General features: G+C 65.2%; 14 protein-coding genes and 1 tRNA gene. 3 read left to right on the forward strand and 12 right to left on the reverse strand.

What is annotated here, in order from left to right:
- Positions 1–187: 187 nt before the first annotated feature.
- The 5 genes from DESTE_RS13005 to nikA all read right to left on the reverse strand — a co-directional run bounded on the left by DESTE_RS13005 (position 188) and on the right by nikA (position 6,006).
- Complete coding sequence (locus DESTE_RS13005; RefSeq protein ID WP_245590845.1) at positions 188–1,156, reverse strand: ABC transporter ATP-binding protein; 969 nt, start codon at positions 1,154–1,156, stop codon at positions 188–190.
- The gene (locus tag DESTE_RS13010) at positions 1,153–2,148 is read right to left on the reverse strand and encodes an ABC transporter ATP-binding protein (protein ID WP_051384461.1); all 996 of its coding nucleotides are present in this window, start codon (positions 2,146–2,148) and stop codon (positions 1,153–1,155) included. The genes DESTE_RS13005 and DESTE_RS13010 overlap by 4 nt, the downstream gene beginning before the upstream one ends.
- Positions 2,145–3,311, reverse strand: coding sequence for a nickel ABC transporter permease subunit NikC (nikC, locus tag DESTE_RS13015; protein WP_156925362.1), 1,167 nt, complete (start codon positions 3,309–3,311; stop codon positions 2,145–2,147). The genes DESTE_RS13010 and nikC overlap by 4 nt, the downstream gene beginning before the upstream one ends.
- Entirely contained in the window at positions 3,308–4,249 is a 942-nt protein-coding gene (gene nikB, locus DESTE_RS13020) for a nickel ABC transporter permease subunit NikB (protein ID WP_035068083.1), read from the reverse strand. The genes nikC and nikB overlap by 4 nt, the downstream gene beginning before the upstream one ends.
- Before the next feature lie 83 nt (positions 4,250–4,332).
- Positions 4,333–6,006 (reverse strand): nickel ABC transporter substrate-binding protein, encoded by a 1,674-nt coding sequence (gene nikA, locus DESTE_RS13025; RefSeq protein WP_245590846.1) that lies wholly within the window; start codon positions 6,004–6,006, stop codon positions 4,333–4,335.
- A 591-nt stretch (positions 6,007–6,597) separates the two neighbouring features.
- Here nikA and DESTE_RS13030 point away from each other — a divergent pair.
- Positions 6,598–6,807 carry a TOBE domain-containing protein gene (locus DESTE_RS13030; protein WP_035068085.1) on the forward strand — a complete coding sequence of 70 codons (210 nt, stop codon included), beginning with the start codon at positions 6,598–6,600 and terminating at the stop codon, positions 6,805–6,807.
- Between the two features lie 281 nt (positions 6,808–7,088).
- Here DESTE_RS13030 and DESTE_RS13035 read toward each other — a convergent pair.
- The 7 genes from DESTE_RS13035 to DESTE_RS13060 all read right to left on the reverse strand — a co-directional run bounded on the left by DESTE_RS13035 (position 7,089) and on the right by DESTE_RS13060 (position 12,166).
- A tRNA-Phe gene (locus tag DESTE_RS13035) sits at positions 7,089–7,164 on the reverse strand.
- Positions 7,165–7,348: 184 nt separating this feature from the next.
- A complete protein-coding gene (locus tag DESTE_RS17675) occupies positions 7,349–8,287 on the reverse strand; it encodes a DUF4928 family protein (protein WP_084559456.1) in 939 nt (312 codons plus the stop codon).
- Positions 8,274–9,413 carry a DNA cytosine methyltransferase gene (locus tag DESTE_RS17680; RefSeq protein ID WP_084559457.1) on the reverse strand — a complete coding sequence of 380 codons (1,140 nt, stop codon included), beginning with the start codon at positions 9,411–9,413 and terminating at the stop codon, positions 8,274–8,276. The genes DESTE_RS17675 and DESTE_RS17680 overlap by 14 nt, the downstream gene beginning before the upstream one ends.
- Positions 9,414–9,418: 5 nt before the next feature.
- Positions 9,419–9,838 carry a very short patch repair endonuclease gene (locus DESTE_RS17685; protein ID WP_084559458.1) on the reverse strand — a complete coding sequence of 140 codons (420 nt, stop codon included), beginning with the start codon at positions 9,836–9,838 and terminating at the stop codon, positions 9,419–9,421.
- Between the two features lie 64 nt (positions 9,839–9,902).
- Complete coding sequence (locus tag DESTE_RS13050) at positions 9,903–10,478, reverse strand: hypothetical protein (protein ID WP_035068087.1); 576 nt, start codon at positions 10,476–10,478, stop codon at positions 9,903–9,905.
- A 6-nt stretch (positions 10,479–10,484) separates the two neighbouring features.
- Positions 10,485–11,396 carry an SDR family oxidoreductase gene (locus DESTE_RS13055; protein ID WP_084559459.1) on the reverse strand — a complete coding sequence of 304 codons (912 nt, stop codon included), beginning with the start codon at positions 11,394–11,396 and terminating at the stop codon, positions 10,485–10,487.
- Positions 11,397–11,575: 179 nt separating this feature from the next.
- Positions 11,576–12,166, reverse strand: coding sequence for an HPP family protein (locus DESTE_RS13060; RefSeq protein ID WP_035068089.1), 591 nt, complete (start codon positions 12,164–12,166; stop codon positions 11,576–11,578).
- Positions 12,167–12,616: 450 nt separating this feature from the next.
- Between DESTE_RS13060 and DESTE_RS13065 the strand changes: the two genes are divergently transcribed.
- The gene (locus DESTE_RS13065; protein ID WP_007526208.1) at positions 12,617–13,882 is read left to right on the forward strand and encodes a phenylacetate--CoA ligase family protein; all 1,266 of its coding nucleotides are present in this window, start codon (positions 12,617–12,619) and stop codon (positions 13,880–13,882) included.
- Between the two features lie 14 nt (positions 13,883–13,896).
- On the forward strand, positions 13,897–15,531 hold the full coding sequence (locus tag DESTE_RS13070) for a ChaN family lipoprotein (protein ID WP_084559460.1): 1,635 nt from the start codon (positions 13,897–13,899) through the stop codon (positions 15,529–15,531).
- Positions 15,532–15,597: the final 66 nt, after the last annotated feature.

Here is a 15,597-nt window from a genome sequence, read left to right on the forward strand (position 1 = left end):
ATGATTGTAAATATCATTATTGCGCCAGCGGTTGCCCGTGTAGAGTGAGCGCTTGAACAATAAGCTGTAATCACATGGATTCTCGGAGGCCGAAAAATGAAAAAAAACCCTCAGGTGAGCCTGAGGGTTCGGGGGTAACGGGAGTAGGGGGCGACTGGTAAGGTGGTTATCGCCCCGGAGTGGGGGGCTACCTGGGTACGCTTGCGGGCATGGCGGGCAGGATGGCCGCGCGCAACGCGTCATATGCCGCCTGGTGTGCGGCTGCCTGCTGCGAGTCCGCCTGATGCGAGTCCGCCTGATGCGAGTCCGCCTGATGCGGGTGCAACAGATGCGGGGCCTGTTGTGCGCTGGCCTGGTCGCGGGCGTGCATGTCCACCGGGGCCACCCGGCCTTCGGTAAGCACGGCGGCTTCGTCGCAGAACAGCGGCACCAGGCGCACGTCGTGGGTCACGAACAGGTAGGCGGTGCCTGTGGCGCGGCGCAGTTCGGTCAGCAGGTCCAGCACGCGGGCCTGCACCAGCATGTCCAGGCTGCTCAGGGCTTCATCCAGCAGAATCAGCCGGGGTCGGGGGGCCAGCGCGCGGGCAATGCACACCCGCTGCAACTGCCCGCCGCTCAGGCGATGGGGCAGCCGGTCCAGCAGGGACGGGGAAAGGTGCACCTGTTCCAGCAGTTCACCGGCGCGGGCGCGGCGCTGGCGGCGGTTCAGCGTGGTGAAGTTCTCCAGCGGCTCGCCGATGATGCGCTCCACGGTCAGGCGCGGGTTCACCGCGTTCACCGAGTTCTGGAAGACCACCTGAATGTGGCGGCGGTCCTTGCCGAGTCCGTGGCGCACGTCCCGACCCCAGGTGCGTCCCATGAAACGCACTACCCCGCCATCGGGTTGTTCCAGTCCCAGGGCGATGCGGCACAGGGTGCTCTTGCCTGCGCCGCTGGGGCCGACAACGCCGGTGCAGCCGCCTTCGCGCACGGTCAGGTCCACCCCGCGCAACACCTGCCGCTCCTGGCGCGGGGAAAACCACCCGCCGGTGCGGTAGCTGCGGGTTACCCCGCGCAGTTCCAGCAGGGGCGGGGCGTCGTGCTGCGTTGTTGCGGACTGGGGGGTAGGGGCGTCGGATGTGGTGTCGTTCATGGGGTGCATGGCGGTGTCCTTCATGGGCGGCCTCCGGCGGCGGGAGACGTGGCGGGATGCCGCGGCACGGCGACATCCCCATGCGGTGGGCACAGGCCGTACAGCCGGTGGTGCGCGGCCAGCAGGGCGCGGGTGTACGGATGGCGCGGCGCGGCGAACAGATCGCGCACGTCGCCCTGTTCCACCACCCGGCCATGGCGCATGACGGCCATGCGGTGGGCCATGCGGGCCGCCACGCTGAGGTCGTGCGTCACCAGCAGGATGGCCATGTTGCGGGTGCGCCGCACCTGGTCCAGAAGGTCCAGCACGCGGGCCTGCGAGGGCAGGTCGAGGTCGGTGGTGGGTTCGTCGGCGATGAGCAGGGGCACGTCCAGCACCAGGGCCAGGGCGATCATCACCCGCTGGAGCATGCCGCCGCTCATCTGGAACGGATAGTGGCGCAGGATGGCCTGCGCATCGTCAAACCCCACCTCGCGCAGGGCGGCACAAGCCGCCGTGCGCCAGTCGGCCCGGGGGGCGTTGCTGCTTCCGGCGGGCCGGTGCGCGGCCAGGGTTTCCTGGAAATGCGCGCCGATGGTGAACACCGGGTCGAAGCAACTGGCCGGGTTTTGCAGCACGTAGGCGGCCCCGCGCCCGCGCAGCAGGCGCAGACGTTCCGTCGGCGGGCCGGACGCGCCCTGTCCGTCCACGGTCTGGCCATGCACGCGGATGGCGCCCGCCGTGCGGGTCACGCCGTCGGGCAACATGCCCAGCAGGGACATGCAGGTCAGCGATTTGCCGCACCCGCTGGGGCCAACCAGGCAGACCACCTGGCCGCGTTCCACGGTCAGGTCCACGGGGCCTACAAGCGGGGGGGCGGCCAAGGGAGGAACGGATTCAATGCTGCCGATTGCCGCATCGCCGGGACGGACGGCGCGGCGCAGTTCCAGCCCGCGCACCACCAGTGCGGGCTCAAGGGCGGAAGCGGGGTCGGGACCGTGCGTGGAATCGGTCTGCGAAGCTGTCATGTGGCTCATGCCGCCCCCTCGCGCGCACCTGCGCGTACCCCGTGGAAGTCCGCAGGGCTGTCGTCTTCGTGGCCTGCCGCACCCCGTTCATCCTGTTCGTCCGGTTCGTCCGGTTCGCCCATTTCGTTTGGCCCGTCCAGTCCGTCCAACCCATAAGTACCATCGGGGCCGTGCGCCCCGCAGGCCGCATCCCGTTCCGTCTCGCGCGCGGCGGCGGGGTCCAGCGCGTCGCGCAGGGCATCGCCCAGCAGGTTGAAGGCCATCACCGTCACGAAGATCATCAGGCCGGGGTACAGCAATTGTTCCGGATGCGCGCCGATGTATTCGCGCGCATCGCCGATCATCACTCCCCATTCCGGCGTCGGTGGGCGCACCCCAAGACCCAGGAAGGACAGGCCGGAGACGTGCAGCAGCATGTGGCCCACGTCCAGCCCGGCCATGACCAGCAGCTGGGCCAGCACCGGCGGCAGGATGTGCCGCAGCACCAGCCGCGCCGGGCGGGTGCCCGCAGCGCGCGCGGCCAGCACGTATTCGCGCTGTTTCAGCCCCAGCACCAGCCCGCGCGCGAACCGCGCGTACCAGGCCCAGTGGGTGCAGGCCACGGCAATGACCACGTTGGTCAGCCCCGAGCCCAGCACCCCCACCAGGAACAGCGCCAGGATGAAGGTGGGAAAGGTCATGAATACGTCGCAGGCGCGCATGAGCAGGCCATCCACCCGGCCCCCCGCGTAGCCCGCCACGCACCCCGCCGTCAGCCCCACGGCCACGATGCAGGTCAGGATGGCCCCCACGGCGAACAGCGAAACCCGCGTGCCGTGGCACAGCCGGGCCAGCACGCTGCGGCCGAGGTGGTCGGTGCCAAGGGGTTCTTCCAGGCTGGGGGCCTCGAACTTGCGGGTGATGTCCACGTCAGCAGGATGGCGAGGAGAAAGGTACGGGGCAAACACGGCCATGGACAGGATGATGCACAGCAGGGCCAGCGCGGCCAGGGCCGTGGGCCGCGACAGCAACTGGCGCAGCAGGGTGTTGCCCGGGGGCGCGTCGGACACGGTCGCGGGGGCAGGCACGGTGAAGGGCGTGTAGGTGGCGAGGGGGGCCGGACTGGTGCGGTCAGTGTGGCCAGTGAGATCGGTGTGGCCGGTATGGCCAATACGATCGGTACGGCTGGTCATGCGCGGTCCTCCCCCAGCCGGATGCGCGGGTCGGCCCACGCGTACAGGATGTCCACGGCCAGATTGCACAGCACGAAGATGGCCGTCATCAGCAGCATGAAGCATTGCAGGATGGGATAGTCGCGGTTGTACACGGCGGATACCGCGTAGCGGCCCACGCCCGGCCAGGCGAACACCGTTTCCACGATCACCGCGCCGCCCAGCAGTTCGCCCACGTGCATGCCGAGGGATGTCAGCACCGGGATCAGCGAATTCTTGAACATGTGCCGCCACACCACGCCGCGCTCGGAAATGCCGCGTGCCCGTGCGTACATGATGTGCCGGGCGTGCATGTTTTCCAGCAGGCTGGTGCGGATGAGCCGGGTGTTGATGCCCATGGGCATCAGCGACAGGGTGACGGCGGGCAGCACCAGATGTTCGAGACCGCCGCGCCCCAGCGCGGGCAGCCAGCCCAGCTTGACCGCGAACAGCCACACCAGCAGGAAGCCCAGCCAGAAATTGGGCAGGGACACGCTGGTGAAGGACAGGGCGCGGGCCGCGTTGTCCAGCGGTCGGTCGCGGTGCAGGGCCGCGCCGACCCCCAGGGGGATGCTGACGGCCAGGGTGAGCAGCAGGGCCGCCCCGGCCAGTTGCAGGGTGGCGGGCAGGTAGTGCAGCACCTCGCCCAGCACCGGGCGGCCCGTGACGTAGGATTTGCCGAAGTCGCCTGTGACGGCGCGGGCCAGCCAGCGGGCGTACTGTTCCCACAGGGGCAGGTCCAGTTCCAGCATGCGGCGGGCGGTGGTCAGGGCCTCGTCGGTGGGGGGGATGCGTGACAGGCGCAGGTAGGCCATGGCCGGGTCGCCCTGTGCTGCGCGCAGCAGCAGGAAGACCACCACCGAGACCAGCAGCAGCAGGGGGATGAGCGCGGCGAGGCGTTTCAGTATGTAGGCGGGCATGCGTGGTTTCCGGGGCTGGGGGCTGTGGGGATGGGGGGCGGAAAAAGGGAAGGCGGCGCGTGGCCGCCCTCCCGTTCCTCGCCCTATTTCAGGCGCATGTCCTCGAAGGGGATTTCCGTGTCCATGGCGCCAAAGTGAACCCCGTCCACGCGGGCGGTGTGCACCACCATGCTGGTCTGGTAGGTCAGCGGCAGGTACACGGCCTGATCGTGCAGGGTGGTCAGGATGTCGCGGTACAGGTTCTGGCGCGTGGTTTCGTCGGTGGTCAGCAGCACCTTGCCGATCCTGGCGTCGATGTCGGCCTTCATGGGCAGGCCGATCTGGGCCTGGTAGTCGGCGTGGGTGGGCACGCGCATGCCGCTGACGAAGGAATGCGGGTCGTAGGGCGCGCCCCAGGTGTCGCCGAAGACCATGCCGAACGCGCCGCTCTTCTGGCGTTCGCCGATGGCGTCTTCTTCCTCGCCGATCAGGTTGGCCTGCACGCCAACGCGGGCCAGTTCAGATTGCAGGAATTCGGCGATGGCCTTTTGCAGGACGTCGTTGCCCACGAAGCACAGGTCCACGGACAGCGGCTTGCCGTCCTTCATGCGCGGGCCCTTGGGGTCCTGGGGATTAGTGCGTTTCCAGCCCGCCCCGTCCAGCAGGGCTTCCGCCCTGGCGGTGTCGTGGGCGTAGGGGGGCAGCTTCAGGTCGCAGTAGGGGGACGTGGGCGGGAACAGGGCGTCGGCGCGCGCCTCCGCGTTCAGGAAGATGCCCTTGACCATGGCGTCCTTGTCGATGGCGTGCAGGATGGCCTTGCGCACGGCGATGTCGGCGGTGGGGCCGCTTTTGCTGTTCAGCGCGATGACCCGGCTGGCCTGCGGCGGCGAAAGGTAGATGGCATACGTGCCGCCTTTCTTCAGGGCGTCGAAGGCTTCCAGGCTGATCTGCCCGCCGCCGTGTCCGCCGCCGCCGAAGACCAGGTCCAGCTCGCCCGCCTGCAGGGCCACCAGCCGGGTGTTGGGGTCCGGAATGACCCGGACCACGATGCGCTTGATGGCGGGCTTTTTGCCCCAGTAGGCGTCGTTGCGCTCCAGCACGTCGTATTCACCCTTGCGGGTTTCCACCAGTTTCCACGGGCCGGTGCCGATGGGGGCCTTGATGCCGTCGTTGGTGTTGCCGGATGCGGGAAACGCCGATGGCGACAGGAAGCGCACGGGGCGGATCAGCGCCAGTTCCTGAAGGGCGGGGTAGTAGGCGTTCTTCAGCACCAGGCGCACGGTGCGGGCGTCGGGCGTTTCCACCTTGTCGATCTGGGCCACCAGTTCCAGCCAGTCGTGCCGGGCGCGGTTGGCCAGCACCGTTTCGAAGTTCATGCGCACGGCCCTGGCATCGAAGGGCGTACCGTCGGAAAAGGTCACGCCCTTGCGCAGCGTGAAGGTGTACGCCTTGCCGTCGGGCGACACGGTCCAGCTTTCGGCCAGCCAGGGTTCGATGGCGCCGCCCTTGGCGTACTTGACCAGTGGCTCGTAGACCATGCCCTGGGCGAACATCTGGTTGGGCGAATACTTGTGCGGGTTCAGCTCGCCCACGTTGGAGGGCCAGGAGTAGCGCAGGGTATCCGCCGGGGTGTCGGCGGCGTGCGCGGCGCCGGGCGCGGCCAGGCCGCCCGCCAGCGTCACGGTGAACAGCATGAGAACGGCGAACATGGGCAAAAGAAGCGCCCGCAGCCAGTGGCGCGGGAAATGGACGGCAACGGACGGCGACCGGGTCGGCATGTCGTTCTCCGGAATTTGAATGTGTATTTCGAATAAAAAAAAATGAAGTGTGCTACTTCGAATGCCAGAGTGGAAAAATCATGTCAACGACAGGACGGACAAGGAGTGGTTACCTTCTGCAATGATGTTTCATGCAGAGTAGTTAGTGAGTTGCCGTTTGTGATGCGGGCAGCGGGGCGAACGCCGTGATTACGGGGCAGGATGGTTGCGGCGGTATGTCGGGGCAGCAGCCGGGGCCGGACCGTCCGCACAAGCAGGAGTGGCGCCCCAGGGGACTGCTTCACAATCCGGATGGCGCGGACCACGTCGGCAAGAAACCGCGTGTGATCAGCCCGGAGCGGGGGGAGCATGATATTTCCGCCAATGTCTGCGCTGGCGCTTTCATAAGGGGGGCGGTGGATGTACAATAGACATCGTAAAACGCAGAAACAGTCACGAATTTTCAGGACAAGCAACGGTCACGATAATTTTATTTTGCATGACTCTTCACAGGTGTTATCTTGTACGCATGAATTCCCCTGCGGCGAACCGTTCACGCAGGAAATTGCATATCAACGCACAGCCATGCTCAGTCATGACAGGAGAACCATCATGAAAGTCAGCGCTCGCAACCTGATCCCCGGCAAGGTCAAGGAAATCACCGTCGGTGCCGTCAACTCGGAAGTGATCATCGAAGTGGCCCCCGGCATCGAAGTGGTATCCATCATCACCAAGCGTTCGGTGGAAGACATGGGCCTCAAGAAGGGCTCGGACGTGAAGGCCATGGTCAAGGCCTCCAACGTCATGATCGTCACCGACTAGCACGTTCGGCATGGGGCGCGGCAACGGCGCCGACCCCCCGATGCTCCAAGACGACGAAGCCCCCGCTCCGCAAGGAACGGGGGCTTTTGCATGCGCCGGGAGGCTACGGCCGTTTTGAATTCAGTTCGGTACAGGCGGCGAGCCTATCGATGGCGGATGGCTTGTCCGACAAATGTCCTTCAAATGTCCGTCCGTCAGCAGGCGACTGCGTATCGGGTTCGTCCTGATCGACAAACGCAAAAAAGGGTTGGAACATGTGTTCCAACCCTTTGCTGTCTGCGTGGTGCCGAGGGAGAGAATTGAACTCCCGACACGGGGATTTTCAGTCCCCTGCTCTACCAACTGAGCTACCTCGGCGTCGCGGAGAACCTGAATAGGCAAAATGGGTGGGCTTGGCAAGCACTTTTTGGCGCGGGGATGATTTTTCTGCCGGACGGGGGCGGGAGATTGAAGAACACATGGTTACTAACAGGGAGTTCAGATTCAAATCTCCCTTCATCTTTCGGTATGACCGTGGAAATGAGCATTGAGACCGGTTGGCCTAGGTGGCCCCTATTTGTATTGTCAGGGAAGGATCCGTTTCAACCATATACACAATTTCATTGTATTTTGAGATAAGTCGTTCAACTTCTAACCGTTGGGATTTTTCAGTGAATTTACTCCATTCCAAAATATTCGTGGCGATAAACTGTTCGACCTCTATGACGTCAATGCGCCCGTCAATCTCAAATCCTTTGGCGATGGATTCCACTCCAGCGCGACTTTCTGCAACAGTGACAATTATTGGACGAAGGCTGGCCTCAATGTTGGCTTTGCATTTGCGTATCAATCCTTCACTCGGCGCTGTGGTGACATGAATCACCACGTCATCAAGCACAAAGTCACCAGTCCTAGCTGTTGGTCCGTCCGCAACGTTGGCGCCATGATGCCGCAGTCGCTTTCCTTCAGGCAGAATCAGGTCGAGCTTTGCACCTACAAGGTGTTGCAAGACGGTCCCGGCATACGTCGTGCCGGGATTGTCTTTTTGACGCTTCATGGCTTGGGCAAGGAGATCGCCTACAATGGAGCGCAAAGACTTGCTCGAATCGAACTTAAGTACGAAAGGCTTGCCGGTAAAATAGTCTTGGACACGGGAAATCCACCATTTTTCAATGGCGGGTAAATCGTCCTTCGCCTCTCTGTGCAGCGCGTTCAAGAAAAATGCATACCCTGCAGCGGCGCCCAGACTGCCTCGGCTTGTGCGTCCTCCTTCCTCGGCAAGTACGCGAGTGATGCCATGGTCCCTTAAGATATTCTGCACGCGGGATTTCCCCAGCCCTTTAACTTGGCCTTCTTTGTCGGTTCGTAATGCTTCCGGATCAATGGGGAGTCCGCTTTCGATGGCTAATCGCGTGATATGCAGCATGACGGCCAGTTGGCCTTTGCTTTTCAGGGAATTTTCATCACGAAATGCTATTAGGCGTTTTTCAAGTGTGGTCATTGCAAGCCGCCGCAAGAGGAGAAAGAAGGTGCGTTGCCAAGTGCGCGGCAACAGGAGCAGCTACCGCGTCACCCATGGCCCTGTATCCATCGTTGAACGTGCCAGGGAGCTTGAAAGTTTCCGGCGCGCCCATTAGTCGGGCTGCTTCGCGTGGGCTGAGGATGCGTGTTCTCCATCCTGTCCCATGCCTGATCACAAGATACTGGCGACTGCTGCCGCCTGCCGGTGTACGCAAGCATCCTGCGATATCATCGAAGCGCAGTTCAAGAACCTGCTTTTTGTTGCGAATACGTTTGTAGCCGGGAACCACGGCAAGTCTGCTTTCCAGTAGTCGTTGCATATGGGCAGGGGGAATCAGTGCCAGATTTTTTTTACAGGTTGTTGCATCCTGGCAGGGAAGCGAAAAATCCACGATCTCGGAAAGTGTCTGCGCACGTGGGCCTGGCTTCGGCAGATTCCACCATATCCAGTTCTCGAGGCCGGTCGCAGCCCTTTGAATAGCCGATGAATGCGCCCACGTGGGCTTTGCAGCCGAAAGTTCCTTGGGAATGCGCACACGGGCGTCAATGGCGACGACAAATACTCGCGGGCGAGATTGGGGCAGCCATTGGACAGCGTCCAGCAATAGCGCGCCGACGTTGTAGCCGCGTTCTGCCAGTGCCTTGTGCAGTTCCCGGTAATGGGCGCCTTCATCGGAGGCAACGAGGCCCACCACGTTTTCCGCTGCCAACAGAGGCGGACGGAGGCGCATTTCATCCATAACGCGTAGCCATTCCCACACAAGTCCACTGCGTTTGGCTCTTATGCCCTCGCCATTTCCGGCAAGAGATAAGTCCTGGCAGGGAAAGCTGGCCCAAGAGAGAACAGCTGGAGGCAGCCTCTTGCCGCTCACATCCGCTATGGAACAAAGGTCAAAGGGTGCGCCTTCATGGTTGGACCAGAAGACAGCAGCCTTTTTGGGGCAAATGTCGTTGGCCCATACTCCCCTGAAATGCCGTGCCAAGGCGTGACTGACCAACCCGCTCCCGGCAAAGAACTCCAGGAAAGAAGGGCGAACGTCTGCCTCTGGCTGGGACGATGTAGAGTACGAGAGACTGTATTGCAGGGCTTGGTAAGCTAAACTCATGGGTTTCACGCGCAATTGAGGGCGGTAAAATATTCATGGAGACGGGCACGGAGGCCTTGCAAGTTTTTCAACTCACATTCCCACACGATCAGGGCATGCCAGCCAAGGTTTTCCAGCGCCGTTTTGCTTTGCATGTCCCGAGCCACATTACGCGCAAACTTATGGTTCCAGTACGTAACATTGGTGGCAGGTGTGCTCGCCCTTGCGCAGCCGGGGTGGCGATGCCAGTAGCAGCCGTGCACAAAAACAGCAGTATGGTATTTGGGCAAAACGATATCCGGTTTGCCGGGAAGGTCTGCCCGGTGGAGCCGAAAGCGGTAGCCCATTTGGTGGAGCAGAGAGCGTACGGCCTTTTCCGGTCCCGTATTACGCCCTTTTACCTGAGCCATTGTCCAACTGCGCTTTTCCACGCTTACCTTGTCCATTAGCGTGGTATATTCTGTGGGCGGGCGCCGCGCAAGGCCGTCTGAAAAGGAGTCCCTCCCGTTCCTACAGCAGCATGCGCTTGGCCTGGCGCATGGCGTTGCGGCAGTCGCACACGAAGCGGAAGGCCGCCCGGTGCCGGGGGGTGGCGTCGCGCGGCAGCACGCCCGCCTCGGCCCAGGCGAACAGTTCGTCCATGGGGGCGGCCACGCTGAACCAGAAGCCCTGTTCCATGGGCACCGGGCTGTGCGCGTAGTGGCCGAACAGGATGCGGTCGTCCACGATGACGCACGGCGCGCAGGGCAGGGCGTTTGTTTCGTACACCTCCACCAGCCCCTCGTGCCGGGCGGCCAGCCGCACGATGAAATCGCGCGAGGCGGCGAATTCGTGCTCCATCTGCACTGCCGTCAGGTCCGGGCGCAGGGCGTGCAGGAATTCGTCCACCCAGCCCCGGCGGGACGCAAGCGGCACGGTGATCATCTGCAGGCGGCGGAAGGTGGGCTGGGCCAGCGCGGTGCGCAGGGCTTCCGCCAGCGCGGGCATGCGCCCGAACTCGGCGTACAGGGCCATGTGCAGCACGATGCGCTGGCGGGCTTCCGCCAGTACCTGCGGCAGGCTTGCGGTATGCAGGCCGACGTACATCTGGCGTTACTCCTCGTAGATCATCCGGCGGGTCATGCCGCCGTCCACCAGCCAGTTCTGCCCGGTGACGAACCCGGCGTCATCCCCGGCCAGAAAGGCCACCAGCGCGGCCACGTCGCGTACCGTGCCCACGCGGCCCACGGGGTGCTGGGCGCGGTCGGCATCCGTATGCATCGGCGTTTCGCGCTGGGCTGTCTTGCGCAGGTGACGTACCTCTATCCAGCCCGGCGAGATGCAGTTCACCCGCACCTCGGGGCCAAGGCTCACGGCCAGTGCGTGCGTCAGGGCGACCAGCCCGCCCTTGGACGCGGCGTAAGCCTCGGTGTGCGGTTCCGACTGCACGGCGCGGGTGGAGGCGATGTTCACCACAGCCCCGCGCGCGGCCCGCAGGTGGGACACGGCGGCGCGCACCATGCGCATGGGGCCGGTCAGGTTCACGTCCAGCACGCGCTGCCAGCGGTCCATGTCCATGTCGTCCACCTGTCCGGAGTGGGGATTGGCGATGCCCGCGTTGTTGACCAGCAGGTGCAGGCCGCCGAAGCGGGCCACCGTGGCGGCCACGCAGCGGTCCGCGTCGGCCTGTTCGGCCACGCTGCCGTGCAGGGCCAGCAGGGAAGGGAATGCTGCCGGGGCGTTTGGAGGCGATGAGGATGCCGGAGCATCCGGATGTGCGGGGGGCGACGGGGCGTTGTCGGCAACCGGTTCGGGGGCCAATTCGGCGGTCAGTCCGGCCAGCGCCTCGGCGTCGGCATCCATGGCGGCCACGCGCATGCCGCAGGCCAGCAGATGCTCCACGATGCCGCGCCCGATTCCCTGCGCGCCGCCGGTGACCAGGGCCACACGACCCGTCAGCGGATGGATGTGGTGATGAGCGGGGTCAGGGGAATCGGCGTTGGGGCACGGGGCGGGGTGTTCCATGGGGCTCCTGCGGCGTGGGGCTGGCGCGGCCATGAGGTATGTTTTGGGTGGGCCGCATCGCGCCATCGGCTCCGGACGAATCTAGCCCGCCCGCACCGCCGTGGCAACCGTGCGCCCCGTCACCACCAGTTACCACCAGTCCCGCCTGTTCTCCACTTTCTCTCCCCGGTCCCCACCAGTTACCACCAGTGTCTGGGATAGCGCCGCCCGCGCGGAATGTTGTTCACCAGCAGGGCCACCACCAGCAGGGCGGCGGCACCGGCGGCCACGGGCACCACGGCGTACTTGTAGCCCAGCGCCTGGATTTGCGGGCTGCCGGTTACGGCGATCAGCGCCGTGGCCCCGCCCGGCGGGTGCAGGGTGTCGGTAAGGTGCATCAGGGCGATGGCTGCCGCCACGGCCACGGCAGGGGCCAGCCATGCGGTGGAGAGGGCCTGCCCCCCCGCGCCCGGCACGCCCAGATTGCGCGCCACGAACACCCCCACCAACGCGGAGAGCACATGCCCGCCCAGCAGGTTGCGTGGCTGCGACAAGGGTGCACCCGGCGCCCCGTAGGCCAGCACCGCCGATGCCCCGAACGAGCCGATGAGCACGAAGCCGTCGCCCGGCGAGGCCACCCGGTCGCACATCCAGGCCACCACGCCGATGCCGCACAGCGCGCCGATGAACGACCACAGGGTTTCGGAAACATCGGGTTTGGGCAGCAGGCCCAGCAGGCCGGGGCGGCAACCGTCGCGGCCGCAACCGCACATCTTGCGGAAGTAGTTCATGGGATGGTCGCAGGGCAGAAGTGTGTGGGAAAAGGGCTGGCGGACAGTCCGCAACGCCGCATCGTCAGTGTGCAAGCTATCCAAAGCCAGATGCCCCCGCCGTGACCGGGGTCACATTCGCGGTGGATGCCGGAAAGGACGTCATGGTGCTGCAATTGCAGGGATTATCGACGGCATTCCGGGTCAGCACCCGGCGGCTTGTCGGCCACTCATCGGTAACCTGTCGCAATGCTGCACCTTTCGCCAGGCTGCCGCGAAGGGCAGGTTATCCACAGGCGCTATCAACATGTGAATAATCTTGCATTACGCCGATATAAAACGAAATAAAAAAATATCCTTGCCAACCTGTAGTGTGCGGGCTATGGCCCGACTCTGCAAATCCATCGGGCGTCGCGTTCCTGTTCCGGGGGCCGCACGCACCGCACGCCACGATACCAAGGAGCCCACCGCATGACCCGCAAGGACCGTACCGAAGGCATCTACAGCCGCCGCGAAGTGCTCGACGAGAGCGAACGCAGGCAATACTACCTCATCCAGCTGAAAGACCTGCTTTCCTACGCCTACCGCTATTCCGAGGACGTGAAGAAGCGCTTCGACCGCGCCCAGTTCAACGTGGAGAAGTTCAAGACCCTCACGGACCTCAAGCACATTCCCATCCTCAAGAAGAAGGAACTCATCTTCCTCCAGTCCATGGGGCCGCGCCTTGGCGGGCTGTTGACCAAGGATCTTGGCGAGCTGAAGCGCGTGTTCCTGTCGCCCGGCCCCATCTTCGACCCCGAAGACCGCGCCGACGACTACTGGGGCTACACCGAGGCCTTCTATTCCGTGGGCTTCCGCCCCGGCGACGTGGCCCAGATCACCTTCAACTACCATCTCGCCCCGGCGGGCCTGATGTTCGAGGAACCCCTGCGCAACCTTGGCTGCGCCGTGGTGCCCGCTGGCCCCGGCAACGCGGCCACGCAGCTCGAGATCATGTCCAAGCTGCGCGTGTCCGGCTATGTGGGCACGCCCAGCTACCTGCTGCACCTTGCCCAGAAGGCCGAGGAAAAGGGCATGAACCTGCGCAAGGACCTGTTCCTTGAAGTGGGCTTTGTCACCGGCGAAAAATTCTCCGAAAAGCTGCGCGCGCAGCTTGAGAAGAAGTTCGACCTCATCATGCGCCAGGGCTACGGCACGGCGGACGTGGGCTGCATCGGCTACGAATGCTTCCACAAGACCGGCCTGCACATCGCCAACCGCTGCTACGTGGAAATCTGCCATCCGGACACCGGCATTCCGCTGAAGGACGGCGAAGTGGGCGAAATCGTGGTCACGGCCTTCAACAAGACCTACCCGCTGATCCGTCTGGCCACCGGCGACCTGTCCTACATCGACCGTTCGCCCTGCCCCTGCGGCCGTACCAGCCCGCGCCTTGGCTCCATCGTGGGCCGCGTGGACACCACCGCGCGCATCAAGGGCATGTTCGTGTACCCGCACCAGGTGGAACAGGTCATGTCGCGCTTCGAGGAAATCAAGCGCTGGCAGATCGAGGTCACCAACCCCGGCGGCATCGACGAGATGACCCTGTTCATCGAGGCCAGCAACTTCAAGCGCGAGGACGAACTGCTCCACCAGTTCCGCGAGAAGATCAAGCTGCGCCCGGAACTGAAGATCCTTGCGCCCGGCACCCTGCCCCCGCAGATCCGTCCCATCGAGGACAAGCGGGTATGGGACTAGCCGGAACCCGGCATATGAGCGGACGCGGGGCGGGAATTTTCCTGCCCTGCGTGCCCCTGCTTCTGCTCGTGCTGCTTGCGGGCGGCTGCGCTGCGGCGCGGCCGTCCGACAGCGGCGGCGCGGGGCGCGAGCGCGTTGCCGCATCGGCGACCCCGACTGCGTCCCCGACAGCGACCACGCAGGGGGCCGCGCGCATGGGCATCACCACGCCCCGCCTGCCCGACGGCACGCTGGTTTCGGTGTCCGCGACCGGCGAAATCCGCACCGTGGCCCCGGCGGACGCCGCCCGGCAGGCCCTGCAACACGACTATATTCTGCTGGGTGAATCGCACACCAGCGCGTGCGACCACCGGGCGCAGGCCGCGTTCATCACCGCCCTGCTGGCGGAAGGCGCGCGCCCTGCCATCGGCCTTGAAATGGTGCCCCGCGACGGGCAGCCCGCGCTGGACGAATTTTCGCGGGGCGCCACCCCGCTGGACAAGCTTTCCGCGACCCTGGACTGGCCGAAGACCTGGGGCTACGACTTCGAACTGTACAGGCCCGTGTTTGCCGTGGGCGATTGGGCGCGCCTGCCCGTGCACGGCCTGAACGCGCCGCAGCGCGTGGTGCGCCAGGTGAGCCGGGGCGGGCTGGAATCCGTGGCCGAGGCCGACCGGGTCTGGCTGCCGCCGTCCATCATCGCGCCCGCGCCGGAGCAGCGCGCCACGCTGGCCGCCATCTTCCGCGAGCACGCGGCCATGCGGGCGGCGCGCGACGGCGGCGCCGGGCAAACCGCACCGCAGGGGCAGCAGCCCCAGGCCGGGCAGCCCCAGACCGGGCAGCAGCCTGTCGCGCCGCCATCCACTGTGCAGGCGATTCCGGCGGAACCTGCCGCCCCTGTGACCCCGGATACCATTCCATCCGCCCAGCAATCCCCCACCCCGGTCGACAGCGACGAGGCCCTCGAGCGTTTCCTGCTGGTGCAGTCGCTGTGGGACTCGGCCATGGCCCATCAGGCCGTGCGGGTGCGCGTGGCCCACGGCGGCCCCGTGGTCATTCTGGCGGGCGGCGGGCATGTGGAATTCGGCTGGGGCATCGCCCGGCGCATCCGTCTGCTGGACCCGGACGCCCGCGTGCTGCTGGTGATGCCGTGGCGCATCGCGCCGGATGCGGATGCCAAACCTCCGGTGGCCGACGCCAAGAGCGTGCCCGGTGGTGCGTCCGCAAGGACTGCTGCCGTTCCTGTCACTCCTGCCGCCCCCGTCACCTCTGCTTCCGGGCCGGACGACACCCCGCCCGATGCGGCGCAGGCCGACATCTTCTGGGTGTGCCGGGCCGAGCCGGAACCGCCGCGCCCCATGCCCGGCATGCCCGGAACCGCCGTGCCCGGTATGGGCGGCCCCGCGCGGCCCCGGCTGGGCCTGTTGCTGCAGCAGGAAGCGGACGGCGCACGCGTGCAGCAGGTGGAGCCCGGCTCCGTGGCCGAGCGCGCCGGGTTTCGCCCCGGCGACCTCATCCTGCGGGTGGGCGACCGCCCGGTGGACTCCATGCGCGTGCTGCACGAGGCAGGTGCGGCAGCCGTGGCCGCCGGACAGGACGTGCGCTTTACGGTGCGCGGCCCCGGCGATGCCGAGGGCGAACGGGTACTGACCGTGCCCGGCAGAAAGTAGGAATTTTCCGCAGCCGCCCGCGCTGCCGCGTATTCCATGGCGTTTTGATCATGGACAGCGGTTGCG

It is taken from the genome of Nitratidesulfovibrio termitidis HI1 (assembly GCF_000504305.1).
GTDB lineage: Bacteria > Desulfobacterota > Desulfovibrionia > Desulfovibrionales > Desulfovibrionaceae > Cupidesulfovibrio > Cupidesulfovibrio termitidis.

Excerpts from the sequence above, each read along its gene's own strand:
- DESTE_RS13005 (WP_245590845.1), bottom strand. The coding sequence starts at position 1,156 with ATGAAGGACACCGCCATGCACCCCATGAACGACACCACATCCGACGCC.
- DESTE_RS13010 (WP_051384461.1), bottom strand. The coding sequence starts at position 2,148 with ATGAGCCACATGACAGCTTCGCAGACCGATTCCACGCACGGTCCCGAC.
- nikC (WP_156925362.1), bottom strand. The coding sequence starts at position 3,311 with ATGACCAGCCGTACCGATCGTATTGGCCATACCGGCCACACCGATCTC.
- nikB (WP_035068083.1), bottom strand. The coding sequence starts at position 4,249 with ATGCCCGCCTACATACTGAAACGCCTCGCCGCGCTCATCCCCCTGCTG.
- nikA (WP_245590846.1), bottom strand. The coding sequence starts at position 6,006 with ATGCCGACCCGGTCGCCGTCCGTTGCCGTCCATTTCCCGCGCCACTGG.
- DESTE_RS13030 (WP_035068085.1), top strand. The coding sequence starts at position 6,598 with ATGAAAGTCAGCGCTCGCAACCTGATCCCCGGCAAGGTCAAGGAAATC.
- DESTE_RS17675 (WP_084559456.1), bottom strand. The coding sequence starts at position 8,287 with ATGACCACACTTGAAAAACGCCTAATAGCATTTCGTGATGAAAATTCC.
- DESTE_RS17680 (WP_084559457.1), bottom strand. The coding sequence starts at position 9,413 with ATGAGTTTAGCTTACCAAGCCCTGCAATACAGTCTCTCGTACTCTACA.
- DESTE_RS17685 (WP_084559458.1), bottom strand. The coding sequence starts at position 9,838 with ATGGACAAGGTAAGCGTGGAAAAGCGCAGTTGGACAATGGCTCAGGTA.
- DESTE_RS13050 (WP_035068087.1), bottom strand. The coding sequence starts at position 10,478 with ATGTACGTCGGCCTGCATACCGCAAGCCTGCCGCAGGTACTGGCGGAA.
- DESTE_RS13055 (WP_084559459.1), bottom strand. The coding sequence starts at position 11,396 with ATGGAACACCCCGCCCCGTGCCCCAACGCCGATTCCCCTGACCCCGCT.
- DESTE_RS13060 (WP_035068089.1), bottom strand. The coding sequence starts at position 12,166 with ATGAACTACTTCCGCAAGATGTGCGGTTGCGGCCGCGACGGTTGCCGC.
- DESTE_RS13065 (WP_007526208.1), top strand. The coding sequence starts at position 12,617 with ATGACCCGCAAGGACCGTACCGAAGGCATCTACAGCCGCCGCGAAGTG.
- DESTE_RS13070 (WP_084559460.1), top strand. The coding sequence starts at position 13,897 with ATGAGCGGACGCGGGGCGGGAATTTTCCTGCCCTGCGTGCCCCTGCTT.